The 17,154-nt window shown below is 72.4% G+C and carries 13 protein-coding genes; 3 read left to right on the plus strand and 10 right to left on the minus strand.

The annotated features are described in order from the left end of the window. Window positions 1-26: 26 nt before the first annotated feature. Window positions 27-3,074, minus strand: a complete 3,048-nt coding sequence (locus ACZ7EG_RS29995; protein ID WP_471085521.1) for a putative bifunctional diguanylate cyclase/phosphodiesterase — start codon at window positions 3,072-3,074, stop codon at window positions 27-29. A gap of 436 nt (window positions 3,075-3,510) precedes the next feature. After that, entirely contained in the window at window positions 3,511-4,461 is a 951-nt protein-coding gene (locus ACZ7EG_RS30000; RefSeq protein ID WP_471085524.1) for a 2-hydroxyacid dehydrogenase, read from the minus strand. Window positions 4,462-4,538: 77 nt separating this feature from the next. Here ACZ7EG_RS30000 and ACZ7EG_RS30005 point away from each other — a divergent pair, with 77 nt between their 5' ends. Continuing rightward, window positions 4,539-5,537: an aldo/keto reductase gene (locus ACZ7EG_RS30005; protein ID WP_471085527.1), complete on the plus strand. Its 999-nt coding sequence runs from the start codon at window positions 4,539-4,541 to the stop codon at window positions 5,535-5,537. Between the two features lie 127 nt (window positions 5,538-5,664). Continuing rightward, complete coding sequence (locus ACZ7EG_RS30010; protein WP_471085530.1) at window positions 5,665-6,837, plus strand: PQQ-dependent sugar dehydrogenase; 1,173 nt, start codon at window positions 5,665-5,667, stop codon at window positions 6,835-6,837. Between the two features lie 18 nt (window positions 6,838-6,855). Here ACZ7EG_RS30010 and ACZ7EG_RS30015 read toward each other — a convergent pair whose 3' ends face one another. The 7 genes from ACZ7EG_RS30015 to ACZ7EG_RS30045 form a co-directional block, all read right to left on the minus strand. Beyond that, the gene (locus tag ACZ7EG_RS30015; RefSeq protein ID WP_471085533.1) at window positions 6,856-7,050 is read right to left on the minus strand and encodes a DUF6191 domain-containing protein; all 195 of its coding nucleotides are present in this window, start codon (window positions 7,048-7,050) and stop codon (window positions 6,856-6,858) included. Window positions 7,051-7,100: 50 nt separating this feature from the next. Further along, a complete protein-coding gene (locus tag ACZ7EG_RS30020) occupies window positions 7,101-10,184 on the minus strand; it encodes a helix-turn-helix transcriptional regulator (RefSeq protein ID WP_471085536.1) in 3,084 nt (1,027 codons plus the stop codon). A gap of 128 nt (window positions 10,185-10,312) precedes the next feature. Then, complete coding sequence (locus ACZ7EG_RS30025; RefSeq protein ID WP_471085539.1) at window positions 10,313-10,498, minus strand: hypothetical protein; 186 nt, start codon at window positions 10,496-10,498, stop codon at window positions 10,313-10,315. Window positions 10,499-10,710: 212 nt separating this feature from the next. Then, window positions 10,711-11,247 carry a hypothetical protein gene (locus tag ACZ7EG_RS30030; protein ID WP_471085542.1) on the minus strand — a complete coding sequence of 179 codons (537 nt, stop codon included), beginning with the start codon at window positions 11,245-11,247 and terminating at the stop codon, window positions 10,711-10,713. Window positions 11,248-11,282: 35 nt separating this feature from the next. After that, a complete protein-coding gene (locus ACZ7EG_RS30035) occupies window positions 11,283-11,855 on the minus strand; it encodes a GNAT family N-acetyltransferase (protein ID WP_471085545.1) in 573 nt (190 codons plus the stop codon). Beyond that, complete coding sequence (locus tag ACZ7EG_RS30040) at window positions 11,833-14,079, minus strand: MMPL family transporter (protein WP_471085548.1); 2,247 nt, start codon at window positions 14,077-14,079, stop codon at window positions 11,833-11,835. Before ACZ7EG_RS30040 ends, ACZ7EG_RS30035 begins: the two co-directional genes overlap by 23 nt. Window positions 14,080-14,237: 158 nt before the next feature. Next, window positions 14,238-14,579 (minus strand): hypothetical protein, encoded by a 342-nt coding sequence (locus tag ACZ7EG_RS30045; protein WP_471085550.1) that lies wholly within the window; start codon window positions 14,577-14,579, stop codon window positions 14,238-14,240. Window positions 14,580-14,770: 191 nt separating this feature from the next. Between ACZ7EG_RS30045 and ACZ7EG_RS30050 the strand changes: the two genes are divergently transcribed. Next, a complete protein-coding gene (locus ACZ7EG_RS30050) occupies window positions 14,771-15,574 on the plus strand; it encodes an SAM-dependent methyltransferase (RefSeq protein WP_471085552.1) in 804 nt (267 codons plus the stop codon). A gap of 60 nt (window positions 15,575-15,634) precedes the next feature. Here the strand turns inward: ACZ7EG_RS30050 and gatB are convergent, their stop codons facing one another. Next, entirely contained in the window at window positions 15,635-17,149 is a 1,515-nt protein-coding gene (gene gatB / locus ACZ7EG_RS30055) for an Asp-tRNA(Asn)/Glu-tRNA(Gln) amidotransferase subunit GatB (RefSeq protein WP_471085555.1), read from the minus strand. Between the last annotated feature and the right edge of the window lie 5 nt (window positions 17,150-17,154).

The following is a 17,154-nucleotide window of genomic DNA, read 5'->3' on the forward strand; positions in this document are numbered from 1 at the left end:
ACCCTCCCCCCGGCACGCACTCACTGTCAAGTGGGTGGGACGGGAGTCTCATTATGTGAGCGCAGTGCCGTGCCGCCTCCGATGACGGCGGACATGCCCGAGCCGTACACCCGCGGGGCGCCGCCCGCGAACGCCGGTTCGGCCTGACCGCTCGGCACCGGACAGTGGCCTGCGGCGAGCGCCCGGCGCAGCCGGTACTCGTCGAGCGGCCCGGAGAACGCCATGCCCTGCCCGTGCGTGCAGCCCATCTCGCGCAGGGCGATGACCTGCTCGGGCAGATCCACCCCCTCCGCCACGGACTTCAGCCCGAGGTCTCCCGCGATGCGCAGCAGCCCGCTGGTGATCTTGTGCAGACGCGCGGACTCGACGACGCCCTCGACCAGACCGCGGTCGAGCTTCAGCACATCGACGGGCAGCCGCCGAAGGGCCGTGATCGCCGCGTAGCCGCTGCCGAAGCCGTCGAGCGCGATCCGTACGCCGACCCGCCGCAGGGCGCCCAGACGCCGCTCCAGCTCGTCCAGGGAGACCCTCGGGTCGGCGTCCGACAGCTCGATGATCAGCGACCCCGGCGGCAGCCCGTGCCGCGTGAGCAGCGCCTCGATCGAGCCGAGCGGCATCGACCGGTCCAGCAGCCGGCGCGCGCTCATCCGCACGACGACCGGCACGGACAGCCCGGCCGCGTGCCGCTCGGCGGCCTGCTCGACGGCCTCCTCGATCATCCACCGGCCCAGCTCGGCGGTCCTGTCGCCGTCCTCGGCCACGCGCAGGAACTCCGCAGGGGTGAAGAGCACCCCCTGTGAGGAGCGCCAGCGCGCCTGTGCGGACACCGACGTGATCCGGCCGTTCTCCAGGGACACCACCGGCTGGTGGAGCAGGGCGAACTCCCCGTCGTGCAGCGCGGCGCGCAGTCGGGTGGCGAGCTCGGCCTTGCGGACGACGTCCTGCTGCATCTGCGGCTTGTACAGCTCGACGCGGCCCTTGCCGCCGGCCTTGGCTCGGTACATGGCCAGGTCGGCGTTGCGCAGCAGTTCGCCGGCACCGAGGCCGGATTCGGCGAAGGCGACGCCGATGGAGGCGTTGACACGGACATCGTTGCCGTCGATGAGGTAGGGCTGGGACAGCGTCGCCCTGAGGCGGTCGGCGAGCTCCAGTATGTGCCGCTCGCGGGCGTCCCGGTCGCGGGTGTTGTCCCCGGCGATCAGGGCCGCGAACTCGTCTCCGCCGAGCCGGGACGCGGTGTCGCCGCGCCGGACGGAGTCCTGGAGCCTGCGGGCGGCCTGGACCAGCAGCTCGTCCCCGGCCTGGTGCCCGATCGTGTCGTTGACGGCCTTGAAGCCGTCCAGGTCGATGAACAGCACGGCCGTGTTCCGCAGGGCCACGCCCCGGTCGGTGGCGCGGCGGCCCGAGAGGGCGTGCTGGACGCGCTTGGTGAACAGGGCGCGGTTGGGCAGGTCCGTGAGGGGGTCGTGCTCGGCGTTGTGCTGCAACTGGGCCTGCAGGCGCACCCTTTCGGTCACGTCGCGGCTGTTGAAGATGAGGCCGCCGTGATGACGGTTGACGGTCGACTCGACGTTCAGCCAGCCTCCCCCACCCTCGGCTTCGCTCGAGCGGGAGGTGCCCCCACCGCCCGAGCGGAAGCGGCACTCGATGCGAGTGGTGGGCTCCTCGACCGGGTCGGCGGCGAGGAACCTGCGCACCTCGTGGACGACGCAGCCCAGGTCCTCGGGGTGGATGAGGTTGGCCAGTTCCGTACCCACCAGCTCCTCCGCCGAGCGGCCGTACACACCGGCGGCGGCCGGGGAGACGTACCTCAGGACGCCGCTGGGTGCGGCGATCATGATGACGTCGCTGGAGCCCTGCACGAGGGAGCGGAAGTGGTTCTCCTTCTGCGCCAGTTCCTGGGTGAGGGTGATGTTGTCGAGCAGCATGATGCCCTGGCGCACGACGAGCGCGAGCACCACGGTGCCTCCGGTCAGCAGGACCACGCGGTCGACGCTGCGGCCGTTGAGGACGTTGTAGAGGATCCCCAGGGTGCACACGGCGGCCGCGAGATACGGCGTGAGCGCGGCGAGGGAGCCGGCGATGGGCCGGGCGGCCGGATACCGGCTGTGCTCGGCGCCGGGCGGGGGCGCCTGGTGGTGGGCGCCGCCACGCTGCCCCGGCACGTGCTCGTGCACCACGCGGGTGTGCCCGGCGGCGCGGTGCCGGTCGGAGCCGTGCCGGTCGCCCTCCGTGCGGGTCCCGGCCCATGGGGCGTACGCCAGGAGCAGCGAGCCGGCGAACCAGCCCGCGTCGAGCAGCTGGCCTGAGCGGTAGTCGTGGTGCATGAGCGGTGAGGTGAACAGGGCGTCGCACATCACGGTCAGGGCGAGGGCGCCGATGGCGGTGTTCACCGCGGAGCGGTTCACCGCGGACCGCCTGAAGTGCAGGGCGAGGACCATGCTCACCAGGGCGATGTCGAGCAGCGGGTACGCCAGCGACAGCGCGATGTGCGCCACGCCGGGCCCTTCCGATTTCGCGGCCTGGGCGAGGGCGAGGCTCCAGGCCAGTGTCAGCAGCGAGCCGCCGATGAGCCAGGCGTCCAGCCCGAGGCAGACCCAGCCGGCCTTGGTCACCGGCCGCTTGGCGAGCACGAGCAGCCCGACGATCGCTGGCGGCGCGAAGCAGAGGAAGAACAGGTCGGCGTAGCTGGGACTGGGCACGGGCAGTCCCAGGACCACCTCGTACCACCCCCAGACGAGGTTGCCCAGGGACGCCATGGTCGAGGAGAGGCCGAACAGCAGCCAGGCGGATCGAAAGCGGGTGCGGCGGCTGCGGGCGTAGAGGAAGCACGAGACGGCGGCGGTGGCGGCCGCGGCGCTCAGCCCGAAGTCGCCCATGAACAGGGCCACTTCGTAGGAACCCCAGCCGAACGCGGCACCGACGGCGTATCCCGCGCAGGCCAGGGCGAGGACGAGTTGGAGGGCCAGGCCCGGCCGGTGGCCGGTGACCGGCGTGCGAGGCAGCAGCGCGCCCGTGGAGGGAGGCTGTGCCCGCAGCGCTCCGTCCAGCGTGGGGGTGGGGGGCGCGCTCACCGGGCCCTCCCGGTGAGCGTCGCTCCCGGGTCCCGCGGGCCCCGGTGGACCGGCTGGGCATGCCTTCTGCTCCTGCCGGACGTGCGGTGATGGTGACCGTGATCGGCGTGGTGGTCGCTGTGGTGTTCGCTGTGGTGGGTGTGGTGGCCGACGTGATCGGCGTGCTGACCGCGTCTGCACGCGGCCGTCCGCCAGGGTCGCCGCCGGCCGCCCCGCCCCGTCGGATCGCTCGCCCAAAGGCCGTGCATCGCCTGTCGCCCCCCTCACAGTCTGAAGTGTCCGTCCCCGGCGCCGAACGGTCCCCGGCGCAGCCCCTGTCGGGACGATACACCAGTCTCGTCACTCAGGGACATAGGTTCTCTACGCTCCGTGACGATCAATAGGTATATGAGTACCCACCGCACCCGAGGGGTTGCGGACGGTACTCGAAGGTCTCTCAGTCGGTTGATGCACCCGTCGTGAGGATCACGTTGCGGAGCGGCTCCCGGTTCACATAGCGGTTCAACTGGTCCACCAGGAGCCGCTTGGCGCGCGGAAGGAACGCGGAGGTGGGGCCGCCGACATGGGGGCTGATGAGTACCCCCGGCGCACGCCACAGCGGATGTTCGCGCGCCAGCGGCTCCGGGTCGGTGACGTCGAGGGCTGCGGTGATGCGGCCGGTCTCCAGCTCGGCCAGCAGGGCCTTGGTGTCGACGACGGGGCCGCGGGCGACGTTGACGAGGAGCGCGCCGTCCTTCATCCGGGACAGGAAGTCGGCGCCGGCCAGGCCTCGGGTGGCTTCGGTGAGCGGGGTGGAAAGGATCACGACGTCCGCTTCCGGCAGCAGCGCGGGAAGGTCGGTGAGCGGATGCACCGGACCGCGCGCCGTGGTGCGCTCGGAGCGCGCGACGCGCGCCACCCGCGCCACCTCGAACGGAACGAGCCGGTCCTCGATGGCCTCGCCGATCGAGCCGTATCCCACGATGAGGACGTTCTTGTCGGCGAGCGCGGGCCGGAACCCGCCGAGCCACTCCCCCCGGTCCTGCGCGCGGACGAAGTCGGGAATCCCGCGCAGCGAGGCCAGGATCAGCGCGAGGGTGAGCTCGCCGGTGCTGGCCTCGTGCACCCCCCGCGCATTGCACAGCCGCACACCCGCGGGCAGCTGCGCGAGCCCCGGCTCCACGTGGTCGATCCCGGCGGAGAGGGTCTGCACGACCCGGATGTTGCTCATCCGCCCCATGGGACGTACGCACAGCGGGCTGGGCCTCATGTAGGGGACGACGTAGAAGGCGCAGTCGGCCGGGTCCGCGGGGAACTCCTCCTCGCCGTTCCAGAAACGGTAGTCCGGGCCCTCGGGGAGTCCGTCGATCTCGTCCGGCGGGATGGGCAGCCACACGTCAGCAGTCATGCTCTGGAGGCTATGTCAGGAGGGTGTGACGGCAGAGGTTAGGTTGGGGTGGCTCGAACAGGGAGGGTCACGACCAGGTGGAGCGCAGGACGATCGGCGCGGCGGCGCTCGCGGTGGGGGCCGTCGGACTCGGGTGCATGCCGATGAGCTGGGCCTACAGCGCCTCGCGGCGGCGCGGCGACGAGTCGCTCAGGGCGGTGCACCGGGCGCTCGACCTGGGCGCGTCCCTGCTGGACACGGCCGACATGTACGGCCCCTTCACCAACGAGCTGCTGCTGGGGCGGGTGTTGAAGGAGCGACGGTCCGACGCGTTCGTGTCGACGAAGGTCGGGCTGCTCGTGGGCGACCAGCACATCGTCGCCAACGGCCGCCCCGGGTATGTGAAGCGGGCCTGCGACGCGTCGCTGCGGCGGCTGCAGACGGACGTCATCGACCTCTACCAGCTGCACCGGGCCGACCCCGAGGTGCCGGTCGAGGAGACCTGGGGCGCCATGGCGGAGCTCGTCCAGGCCGGGAAGGTACGGGCGTTGGGCCTGTGTGCGGTGGGCGCGCGGGCCGGTCGCCGTGCCGGGGCCCGGCTGCACGACGGAACGATCCGGCAGCTGGAGCGCGTGCAGCAGGTCTTCCCGGTGAGCGCGGTGGAGGCGGAGCTGTCGGTGTGGTCACCGGAGGCGCTGGAGGCCCTGCTGCCGTGGTGCCGGACGCGGGGCGTCGGTCTCCTCGCCGCGATGCCGCTGGGCAACGGCTTCCTGACCGGCAGGCTGCGCCCCGGCGCGGGCTTCGAGGCGGACGACCCGCGCGCCCGGCACCCCCGTTTCACGGCCGAGATGATGGCCGCGAACCAGCCGTTCGTCGCGGGCCTGCGCCGCGTGGCCCGCCGGCACGGCACGGGCGTCACGCCCGCCCAGGTCGCCCTCGCGTGGGTGCTGGCCCAGGGCCCGCACGTGGTCCCGGTCCCCGGCACGAAGCAGGAGCGCTGGGTCACGGAGAACACGGCGGCGACGGACGTGCGCCTGACCCCGGACGATCTCAGGGAGATAGCCGCGCTGCCGCCGGCCCAGGGCTCGTGGGACTGAGAACGGGCCTGCACCCCGGCGCGTTTCGGGCAAACCCCGTGTTCCCGCCACGGCATTCCGCGATCGGGAACCCTCGAGCCTCGAGCGGTGTATGACAGGGAGAAGGACCCGCCCCGTCGAAGGGACCATGATCGTGCAACGTCGAGCCGTCCCGGCCGTGCTGGCCGCCGCCGCGCTCCTGCTGACGGCCGGTTGCTCCTCCGACGAAGGAGGCCCGTCCGGCAAGGACGACAGCGCCTCCCCGAGCCGTACGGCGCCGGGGTCGTCCGCACCGCCGCGGCAGGCCGCCGAGGAGACACCTCCCGCCCAGGGCTCGGTGAAGGTGGTGCGCACCGTCGCCGAGGGCCTGAACTCCCCCTGGGGTCTCGCTCCGCTGCCGGGCGGCGGCCTCCTCGTCGCCTCCCGGGACGACGGGACGATCGTCCGGGTCGACGAGAAGACCGGCAAGAAGACCGAACTGGGCGAGGTGCCGGGGGTCTCGGCGGCCGGCGAGGGCGGCCTGCTCGGCATCGCCCTGTCCCCCGACTACGCCTCGGACCGCATGGTCTACGCGTACTTCACCTCGGCGTCCGACAACCGCATCGTCCGCATGATCTACGACGGGCAGAAGCCCTCCGGCGAACAGCTCGGCGCTCCCGACACGGTCTTCAAGGGCATCCCCAAGGGCTTCATCCACAACGGCGGGCGTATCGCGTTCGGCCCGGACAAGATGCTGTACGTGGGTACCGGCGAGAGCGGCGACACGGGCCTGTCCCAGGACAAGGACTCCGTGGGCGGCAAGATCCTGCGTCTGACCCCGGAGGGCGAGCCGGCGCCGGGCAATCCGTTCCCGGACTCGCCGGTGTACTCCTACGGCCACCGCAATGTGCAGGGCCTGGCCTGGGACGGCAAGCAGCGGCTGTTCGCCTCGGAGTTCGGGCAGGACACCTGGGACGAGCTGAACGCGATCAAGCCGGGCGACAACTACGGCTGGCCGGAGGCCGAGGGCCGGTCCGACGACGAGCGGTACCGCAACCCGGTCGACCAGTGGACAACGGCGGAGGCCTCCCCCAGCGGCATCGCCCACGCCGAGGGGTCGATCTGGATGGCCGGCCTGCGCGGCAAGCGGCTGTGGCGCATCCCGCTGAACGGCACGGCGGCCTCGGCGGAGCCGCAGGCGTTCCTGGAGGGCGAGTACGGGCGGCTGCGCACGGTCGTCGCGGCGGGCGGCGACCGGCTCTGGCTCGTCACCAGCAACACGGACGGCCGGGGCAGCCCGAAGGACGGCGACGACCGGATCCTGGAACTGCGGGTGCGCTAGCCCCGGGAACCGTGGGGGCTACTCCCCCTCGCCGTCCTCGTCGTCCTCGTGCTCCTGAGGCGGGCGTACGACGACCTTCCCGGACGAGAGATCTATCGGTCCGCGTCCGGGATCGCCGTCCCCGACGTCCTCACGGGTCAGTTCCAGGCGGTTCTGCTCGTCGCGGGTGTGCTTGCGCCCGGGCGAGAACAGTTCCTCGAACGCGTTGAACAACGGTGCCTCCCTGGGCCGCGGGTTCCGCGACGTCCCTCACAGCGTATGCCTCACCCCGTGGGACCGGGCATGACCATCTCGGCCGGGAAGAGCCCCATCCGGTGCGCCACCGCCGCCGCCTCGCCCCGCCCGGAGACGCCGAGCTTTGCCAGGATGTTCGAGACGTGCACGCTCGCGGTCTTGGGTGAGATGAACAGCTCCTCCGCTATGCGGCGGTTGGTGTGGCCCGCGGCGACCAGACGCAGGACGTCCCGTTCCCGGGTGGTGAGGCCGAGGGCCTCGGCGGGGTCGGCCGGCGCGGGGCCGGGCTCCGTGGCGGGCGTGAGCGGGAGGCGGGCGCGCCGGGCGAGCGCGGTGGCGGCGTCCTCGAGCGGCCGGGCGCCGAGGTGGCGGGCGACGGTGTGGGCGAGCCGCAGCAGTTCCGTGGCACGGTCGCGCTCGTCCTCGCCACCGCCCTTCAGCAGGGACTCGGCCAGGCGGTACCGGACGCGGGCAAGGTCGTAGGGCCGGCCCAGGGGTTCGAAGGCGGTGACCACGTCCGACCAGGTCGCCGGGGTGCTCCGGCCCTCGGCGCGATGGAGTTCGGCGCGGACCCACCGGTCGTGGGCGAGCCAGACGGGGGCGTGGGTGGTGAGGCGCTTGACGGCGGAGAAGATGGCGTCCAGGACCTGCTCGCGGCCGTCGCGGGCGGCGGGCAGTGCCCGGGCGTCGGCCTCGGCGGTGGCCGCCTGGAGCAGCAGCGGCCAGGCGTAGCGCTGGGTGCCGAGCGGGAAGCCGGAGGTGAGCGTGCGGGCCAGTTCGGTCCGGGCGTCGGCCAGGCGGCCCTCGGCGGCGGCGACGGCAATGGTGAGGCAGGAGATCGGCAGGTCGTACTGCGGCATCGGGTCGTGCGGGCCGTAGGAGGCGCGGGCCTCGGCGAGGTGGCGGGCGGCCTCGGACACCTGACCGCGGGCCAGGGCGAGGAACGCCAGGCTGCCGGCACCCGACCCGTACGGCCCGGCCGTCTGCCCCAGCCGCTGGGCGCTGACGGCCGCCTCGGCGGCCTCGTCCCAGCGGCCGAGGGAGATGAGCGACTCGGCGAGGTTGCCCCGGACCCAGCCCTCGGACTCGGTCAGTCCCATCCTGGAGGTGAGCCGCAGGCCCTCGCGCAGGATGGTCACGGCCTCCTCGGAGCGCCCGATGCCCTCCAGTGTGGAGGGCAGGTTCACATGGCTGCGGCCCACGACGACCGCGAGACCACGGGCCACCACTTCGTCCCGGACCTCGTACATGTGGGCCAGCCCGGCTTCGATCTGCCCGGCCTCGACCATGAGACCGCCGAGGGTGAGGCGGGCGTTGGACTCGATCTCGTCGGCGCCCACCATGCGCGCGTACTCGACGGCCCGCTCGGCGGCCGTCAGTGCCTCCGGGCCGGGTTCACGGAGCATCGACCAGTGGGCGGCGGTGGCCAGCACCTCGGCGTGCACCTCGGACGGCGGCAGGCCGCGGACCAGCTCCCGCGCGGTGGCGATCTCCTGCCAGCCGTCGCCCCGGGCGAGCCGCTGGACCAGCCGGGAGCGCTGGATCCAGAACCAGGCGGCGCGCTGGGGGTCTCCCCTGCTCGAACGCAGTTGAGAGCTTGGGCGAGGATCGTCCTCTTCCTCCAGCAGGCGCAGTGCGCGCTTGGTGATCTTCAGGGCGCGTTCGCGTTCTCCGCAGAGCCGTCCCGCCACGGCCGCCTCGGCCAGCAGGTCCAGGTAGCGCAGCGCGGTGGTGGCGGGGTCGCAGCCGCAGGGGGGATAGACCTCGGTGTAGTCGACGGGGCGCAGGGTGGCGCGTACGGCCTCGGGAGCGGAGTCCCACAGTTCCATCGCCCTCTCCAGCAGCCGGAGTTGCTCGGAGTAGGCGTGGCGGCGGCGGGCCTCGACGGAGGCTTCGAGGACGACGGGCAGGGCCTTGGCGGCGTCGTGGGCGTGGTACCAGTAGCTGGCCAGGCGGGTCGCCCGCTGGTCGGCGGGGACGAGGGACGGGTCGGTCTCCAGGGCTTCGGCGTAGCGGCGGTTGAGGCGGGAGCGTTCGCCGGGGAGCAGGTCGTCGCTGACGGCCTCGCGGACCAGGGAGTGGCGGAAGCGGTAGCCGTCGCCGCCGGGGGCGGGGGCGAGGATGCTCGCGTTCACGGCGGCCCGCAGTGCCTCGATGAGATCGTCCTCGGCGAGCCGGGCGACGGCGGCCAGCAGCCGGTACTCGACGGTGGAGCCGCCCTCGGCGACGATCCGGGCGACCTGCTGGGCGGATTCCGGCAGCCCCTCGACACGGACGAGCAGCAGATCGCGCAGGGAGTCGGTCAGGCCCGTCCGGCAGCCCTCGTGGTCGGCGACGGCGAGTTCCTCGACGAAGAAGGCGTTGCCGTCGGAGCGCTGGAAGATCGCGTCGACCTGGTCCGGCCGGGGTTCGTGGGCGAGGATGCCGGCGACCTGGCGGCCCACCTCGTCGCGATTGAAGCGGGCGAGTTCGAGGCGGCGGATCGTGCGGAGCCGGTCGAGTTCGGCGAGCAGGGGCCTGAGCGGGTGGCGGCGGTGGATGTCGTCGGAGCGGTAGGTGGCGAGGACGAGGAGGCGGCCGGTGCGCAGGGTGCGGACGAGGTAGGAGAGCAGATGGCGGGTGGAGGCGTCGGCCCAGTGCAGGTCCTCCAGGGCGAGGACGACGGTGTGCTCGGCGGCGACGCGCTCCAGCAGGCGTGCGGTGAGTTCGAAGAGGCGGGCCATGCCGTCCTCGTCGTGCCGCCCGGCCCGCGACTCGCCCAGTTCGGGCAGCAGACGGGCCAGCTCCTCCTCCTGGCCGGCGGAAGCGGCGGCCAGCTCGCCGGGGAGTTCGCGGCGCAGGGCGCGCAGCGCGGTGGAGAAGGGGGCGAAGGGCAGCCCGTCGGCGCCGATCTCCACGCACCCGCCGAGTGCGACCACCGCCCCGCGGTGGCGGGCGGCGGCGGCGAACTCCTCGACGAGGCGGGTCTTGCCGACCCCGGCCTCCCCGCCGATGAGCAGCGCCTGCGGCTCGCCCTCGCAGGCGCGTGCGAGGGCGTCGTACAGCGTGCCCAGTTCCTCGGCACGGCCGACGAACACGGGGCTGACGGACTGGGTCTCCACAGGTCCGAGCATCGCATGCGGGTCCGACGGCGTGGGACCGGTTTTCCGCCGAACGGCCGGAGCAGCGGCCGCCGTTCCTCTGCGAACGACGACCGCTGCTCCCCGGACGGCCACCGCGGCGGCCGGTCCCGCCCCGGCGTTCACGCCGCCCGGGCAGACCGGAGCCGGCGGAAACGGCGGCTATGGCTCTCGTGCTCGGCGGAGTCCCCGCCTCCTTCCTGGCGGGCCGCGCGGCGGGCCCGGGCGGCCTCGCGGACCAGACGTGCGTGGTCGGCCCGGCGGATGAGGTCGGAGGTGCGTATCTGCTGGAGCTCGTACTCGTACATGGTGTGTCCTTCGAGGAGAGGCGGGTCACGGAAGGTTTTCCGCGATGACCTCACTCTCGTCTCCCAGGCGGGGCCGCCACATCGGGAGAGTTCCGCATCTTCGGCGGCGCTCGGTGCCTTAGACGCGGCTGAGGGGCCTCAGGGACTCCGTAAGGTGCTCACGGAACCGCCTAAGACCCCTCAGGGCCTGCGGGCTCTCGGCTCTCGGGCGCTCAGCTCGCGGACGGCAGTCCGAGCAGGATGCCGGTGTACTTGAGGACGGCCAGGAACAGGCCGATGACGCCGAGCGCGACTCCCGCCCAGGCGACGGACTTGATCCAGGGGGCCTGGACCCTGCCCGGCGTGCCGAACGCGGGCCGGGCCAGCGTCACGACGCCGACGACCAGCGCGATCAGCGCGAACAGGCCGCCCCACAGGGCGGTGGTCTGCCAGGCGTCGCCGTAGACCGCCTGGATCTGCTGGGCCACGCCCGCGTTCTGCGCGGTCTCCAGCTGGCCGACGAGGTTCTGGCGCGCGGAGGCGACGGTGCCGATCCAGCTGCCGGTGAGCGAGACGACGCCCAGCGCGGCCGAGACCACGGCGGCGGCGCCCTGGCCGACGCCGGAGGGGTTCTCCTCCTTGGCCGGCACGTCGTCGGCCGCGGCCGGGACCTCGGTCTGGGGCACCTCGTCGGACCCGGTGGTGTCCACCGCCTTCTCATCGGTCGTGGCCTTGGTGGCCTCGGTCTCGTCCACTGTCTTCGTTGCCATGTCTCGCACCGTAGGGTCGCTGTCTGAGAAGTCTCTTAATGATCGTTGTGAACCGCACGCGCGCGTGCGGCGCGCCACTCGGGCGCCAGCACGGACCAGACTTCGAGATCGTGCCGTACGCCACCATAGGGGTGGGCCTCGCGTCGCACACCGTCGCGGGTCATACCGAGTCGGCGCGCCACGTTCAGGCTCGGCCGATTGAGGGAGGCGGCGACCCACTCGACGCGGTGGATGCCGCGTTCCTCGACGGCCCAGTCGATGAGGACCCGCATCGCGCGCGTGACCAGACCCCTGCCCGTCGCGGCGGGCTCCAGCCAGCAGCCGACCTCGCAGTTGCCGGTCGACGCGTCGAAGTTCAGGAACAGCACCCCGCCCACCAGGGTCCCCTCCAGCCACATGCCGTGCAGGGAGCCCGTGTCGGCGGCGCGCATGTCCGCGTAGCGCTGGAGCTTCGCGCGGGCCGAGGGCAGGTCCGTCTCGGTCGTCCCGAACGGGATGTACTGCCCGATGAACTCCCGTCCCCGCTCCAGGTGCGCCAGGAACTCCCCGGCGTGCCAGGGCTCCAGGGGCTTCAGCTCGGCGTCGTCACCCAGGGATATCGCGTACATCCCGCTGCCGCTCCTCCTCCGCCAGGACGTCCGCCACCTCGGCGTCCGTCGCGGCGGCCAGCCTCTCATGGGCGGCGCGGCTCTCGGGCGGCTCGATGCTGAGGCGCGGCATGCGCTTGTCCAGCCAGCGGGGCAGCCACCAGTTGGCGCCGCCGAGCAGGTGCATCAGGGCCGGGACGAGGAGCGTGCGCAGGACGAAGGCGTCCAGGGCGACGGCTGCGGCCAGGGCGATGCCGAACATGGCGATCACCCGGTCGCCGCTGAGCACGAAGGCCAGGAAGACGGAGATCATGATGACCGCTGCCGAGTTGATCACCCGGCTGGTCTCGGCGAGGCCGACGCGCACGGCCCGCCGGTTGTCACCGGTCTCCAGCCACTCCTCGTACATCCGGCTGACCAGGAAGACCTGGTAGTCCATGGAGAGGCCGAAGAGCACCGACACCATGATCACGGGCAGGAAGGGCTCGATAGGCCCCGCGCTGCCCAGGCCGAGCAGTTCGCTGCCCCAGCCCCACTGGAAGATCGCGACCACCACCCCGAAGGCGGAGGCCACGGCGGCGACGTTCATCGCGGCGGCCTTCAGCGGGATGCCGATCGACCGGAAGGCGAGCAGGAGCAGCAGGCAGCCCAGGCCGATGACGACCCCGACGAAGACGGGCAGCTTGGAGACGATGACGTCGGCGAAGTCGTCGTAACCGGCCGTCATGCCGCCCACCTGGACATCGAGTGCCGTACCCGACTCGGCGCGCGGCAGCACCTCGCCGCGCAGCCGGTCGACGAGGTCGCTGGTCTGCTCCGACTGCGGGGAGGACTCCGGTACGACGGTCAGGTACGCGGTCCGGCCGCCGGAGTCGAACGTCACCGGGGTCACCGAGGCGACGCCGTCGGTGGCGCGCAGGGTGCCGTCGAGATTGTCCAGGGCGAGCTTGTCGTCGGCGCCGCCGACCTTCGTGACGAGGGTGAGCGGGCCGTTCACGCCGGGGCCGAAGCCGTCGGCGAGAAGGTCGTAGGCCTGGCGGGTGGTCGCCGTCTTCGGGCCGTTGCCCTGGTCGGAGGTGCCCAGGTGCAGGGAGAAGGTGGGCAGCGCGAGAACGGCCATGACGACCAGGGCGACCGCGCCGAGCACCTTGGGGTGGCGTTCCACGAAGGCCGACCAGCGGGCCGCGAAGCCGGTGGGCACCTCGGGTTCGGGGCCGTGCTCCGCGAGGCGGCGGCGCTCACGGCGGCTGAGCGCGCGCATGCCTATGAAGGACAGGAGTGCGGGCAGCAGGGTCACGGAGGCGGCGACGGTGAGGATCACGGTGAGGCTGGCCGCGACGGCGACGCCGTTGAGGAAGCTCAGCCGGAGGATCAGCATGCCCAGCAGGGCGATGCAAACGGTGGCACCCGCGAAGACGACCGCCCGTCCCGTGGTCGCGACGGCGTTCGTGGCGGCCTCGGTGACGGACAGCCCGCGTTTCAGCCCGCGCCGGTGCCGGGTGACGATGAACAGCGCGTAGTCGATGCCCACGCCGAGCCCGACGAGCATGCCCAGCATGGGGGCGAAGTCGGCGACGGTCATGGCGTGCCCGAGCAGCACGATCCCGGCGTAGGCGGTGCCGACGCCGACCAGGGCGGTGGCGATGGGCAGCAGGGACGCGGCGAGCGAGCCGAAGGCGAGGAACAGCACCACCGCGGCGACGATCACGCCGACGATCTCGGCGACGTGCCCGCCGGAGGACTCGGTGAGCGCGACGGCGCTGCCGCCCAGCTCCACCCGGAGCCCGTCGGTCTCGGCGCTCTTCGCGGTGTCGACGACGGCCTGTGCCTCGCCCTTGGCGATGTCCTCGGCCTGGTCGTCGAAGGTGACCGAGGCGTACGCCGTGCGGCCGTCCTCGCTGATGCGGCCCGTGCCCGGCCCGTCGTAGGGGCTGGTGACCGAGGCCACGCCGGGGAGGTTCTCGATCCGGTCCAGGGTGCGGGTCATCGTCTGCTCGACGTCGGCGGCGCGGACGCTGCCGGACGTGGCGTGCCAGACGACGGTGTCGCTGTCGCCACCGAGCCGCGGGAAGCCCTCGTGCAGCAGTTCGGTGGCGCGGCCCGACTCGGTGCCGGGGACCTGGTAGTCGTTCGAGTACGTGGTGCCGGCGACCGCGGCGCCCGCGGCGACCCCCGCGAACGCGAGGAGCCACAGCAGGACGCTGAGCAGACGGCGCTGGACACACCAGCGTGCGAGGGCTGCCACGAAACGTGCTCCCGGGGTTGCCTTGTGTGGATCTTTGACCGGGAACAGTCGTAGATGAACTGAACGGCCAGCAAAGAACGCATGAGCAATGCGCTGCCACTCTGACAAACCGACGAGATCATTTGTCGGTTTCGTGGGGTTATTCACAGCGGCCGGGCTCAGTCGAACTGATCCCCCAGCGCCATCGCCATCACGCCCGCGATCAGCAACCACAGGGCGCGCCGGGTGCGGCCGCGGGAGCCCAGCACGGCGGCGGCGGCACATACGGCGGCCCCGCCGGCGTAGGCGGCCGGGACGAGCGCCGGAGCGGAGCGGGTGAGGCGGAGCAGCGCCGCGGCGAGACCGGCCAGGGTCAGTGCGACGCCGGTGCCCGCCGCCGTCCAGCGGGCCCGGCGCGCGGCCTCCTCGGCCTCGGCCGGGTCGTCGGTCCCGTCCTGCCCGGCGGCCGCCTCCGAGTCCGCGCTCTCGGGATCGGTGTCGGAATCAGGACGTCCACTCATGGCCGAGACGGTAGCGCGCCGGGCGGGAAACCCGGATGCGGGGCCGACGGGCGGGCTGTTAGCGTCGGCCGGTCCGAGGAAACGCCCGCGGCCGCTCGCCGCCCGGCCGAAGCAGGTGCGTTGTTTGACGGTCCGACCGAGCTCCTCCGCATCCCCGTTCTTCCTCAAGGACTCAAGGAGCCCGTTCACCGATGCCGGACATCACTTCCCGGACCTCGAACGCCCCCCTCACTGACCGTGTGAGCCACCCCCGCTACCCCCGCAGCAACGGCTACGACGCCCGCTGGACCATCGACAACCAGATGGGCCCGCACGCGCTGTGGCTGCTGGAGTGGCTGGCCCCCGCCCTCGGGCTCGACACCCTGAGCCCCGGCTCCCGCGTGCTCGACCTGGGCTGCGGCCGTGCCATGACGTCGGTCTTCCTCGCCAGGGAGTACGGCGCCCAGGTCGTCGCCGCCGACCTGTGGATCAAGCCCGACGAGAACGCCGGGCGCATCGCCGAGGCGGGCGTCGCCGACCGCGTCCTGCCCGTGTTCGCCGAGGCGCACGACCTGCCGTTCGGCGAGGGCACCTTCGACGCGATCGTGAGCATCGACGCGTACCAGTACTTCGGCACCGACGACCTCTACCTGCCCACTCTGACCCGGCTGCTGAAGCCGGGCGGGCGGATCGGAGTCGTGATGCCGGCGCTGCGGGAGGAGATCGACGGCGCCGAGCCCCCGGAGCACCTCAAGCCGTACTGGGAGCCCGGGTTCTGGTGCTTCCACACGGCGGCCTGGTGGCGGCGCCACTGGACGCGCAGCGGTGCCGTGGAGGTCGAGACGGCCGACTGGCTTCAGGACGGCTGGCGCGACTGGCTGCGCTGGTGCGAGGTCGTGGCCGAGGAACACACCGACGAGTGGCACGTCCGGATGGCCGGACGGTGCGCCGAGATGCTGCGCCTCGACCGCGGCGAGACGCTGGGCTTCGTCCGGGTGGTGGGACGCAGCCGTTGAGTGAATGACGAGGGGGATGCACCGGGTACGGTGCATCCCCCTCTGTCGGGTCCGCGGTGCTCAGCCCTCGCTGACGCCCAGCTTCTCCAGGATGAGCTCCTTGACGCGCGCCGCGTCGGCCTGTCCGCGCGTGGCCTTCATGACCGCGCCGACCAGGGCACCGGCCGCAGCCACCTTGCCGCCACGGATCTTGTCCGCGACGCCCGGGTTGCCGGCGATGGCCTCTTCGACGGCGGCGGTCAGGGCGCCCTCGTCGGAGACGACCTTCAGACCGCGCTTGTCGACGACCTCGTCCGGGGTGCCCTCGCCCGCGAGGACGCCCTCGATGACCTGCCGGGCCAGCTTGTCGTTCAGGTCGCCCTTCGCGACGAGCTCGGTGACCCGGGCGACCTGCGCCGGCGTGATCGCCAGCTCGTCGAGCGCCTTGCCCGACTCGTTGGCGCTGCGGGCCAGCTCGCCCATCCACCACTTGCGGGCGGAGGCGGCGTCGGCCCCGGCCTCGATCGTGGCGACGATGGGCTCCAGCGCACCGGCGTTGAGGATGGCCTGCATGTCGACGGCCGAGACGCCCCACTCCTCGCGGAGCCGGTTGCGGCGGACCAGCGGCAGCTCGGGCAGGGAGGCCCGGATCTCCTCGACCCACTCACGGGACGGGGCCACCGGGACGAGGTCGGGCTCCGGGAAGTACCGGTAGTCCTCGGCCTCCTCCTTCACCCGGCCCGAGGTCGTGGACCCCGTGTCCTCGTGGAAGTGGCGGGTCTCCTGGATGATCGTGCCGCCGGACGACAGCACGGCCGCGTGCCGCTGGATCTCGAAGCGGGCCGCGCGCTCGACGGACCGCAGCGAGTTGACGTTCTTCGTCTCCGAGCGGGTGCCGAACTTCTCGGTGCCGTGCGGGCGCAGCGACAGGTTCACGTCGCAGCGCATCTGGCCCATCTCCATCCGGGCCTCGGAGACGCCGAGCGCCTTGATGAGCTCGCGCAGCTCACGGACGTAGGCCCGGGCGACCTCGGGGGCACGCTCGCCGGCGCCCTCGATCGGCTTGGTGACGATCTCGATGAGCGGGATGCCGGCGCGGTTGTAGTCCAGCAGCGAGTGCGAGGCGCCGTGGATGCGGCCGGTGGCACCGCCGACGTGCGTCGACTTGCCGGTGTCCTCCTCCATGTGGGCGCGCTCGATCTCCACGCGGAAGGTCTCGCCGTCCTCCAGCTGCACGTCGAGGTAGCCGTTGAAGGCGATCGGCTCGTCGTACTGGGAGGTCTGGAAGTTCTTCGGCATGTCCGGATAGAAGTAGTTCTTCCGGGCGAAGCGGCACCACTCGGCGATCTCGCAGTTGAGAGCGAGGCCGATCTTGATCGCGGATTCGACGCCGGTCGCGTTGACGACCGGGAGCGCGCCGGGCAGGCCGAGGCAGACCGGGCAGGTCTGCGTGTTGGCGTCCTGGCCGAGGGCGGTCGAACAGCCGCAGAACATCTTGGTCTTGGTGCCGAGTTCGACATGGACCTCGAGGCCCATGACGGGGTCGTACGACGCGAGTGCGTCCTCGTACGACACCAGGTCGGTCGTGGTGGTCACGGTGA

It is taken from the genome of Streptomyces sp. NPDC037100 (assembly GCF_055606225.1).

What these genes read in the sequence shown, in the direction of transcription:
- ACZ7EG_RS30045 (WP_471085550.1), bottom strand. Translation starts at nt 14,579, where the DNA reads ATGAGTGGACGTCCTGATTCCGACACCGATCCCGAGAGCGCGGACTCG.
- ACZ7EG_RS30025 (WP_471085539.1), bottom strand. Translation starts at nt 10,498, where the DNA reads ATGTACGAGTACGAGCTCCAGCAGATACGCACCTCCGACCTCATCCGC.
- ACZ7EG_RS30010 (WP_471085530.1), top strand. Translation starts at nt 5,665, where the DNA reads ATGATCGTGCAACGTCGAGCCGTCCCGGCCGTGCTGGCCGCCGCCGCG.
- ACZ7EG_RS30035 (WP_471085545.1), bottom strand. Translation starts at nt 11,855, where the DNA reads ATGTACGCGATATCCCTGGGTGACGACGCCGAGCTGAAGCCCCTGGAG.
- ACZ7EG_RS30050 (WP_471085552.1), top strand. Translation starts at nt 14,771, where the DNA reads ATGCCGGACATCACTTCCCGGACCTCGAACGCCCCCCTCACTGACCGT.
- ACZ7EG_RS30030 (WP_471085542.1), bottom strand. Translation starts at nt 11,247, where the DNA reads ATGGCAACGAAGACAGTGGACGAGACCGAGGCCACCAAGGCCACGACC.
- ACZ7EG_RS30000 (WP_471085524.1), bottom strand. Translation starts at nt 4,461, where the DNA reads ATGACTGCTGACGTGTGGCTGCCCATCCCGCCGGACGAGATCGACGGA.
- ACZ7EG_RS30020 (WP_471085536.1), bottom strand. Translation starts at nt 10,184, where the DNA reads ATGCTCGGACCTGTGGAGACCCAGTCCGTCAGCCCCGTGTTCGTCGGC.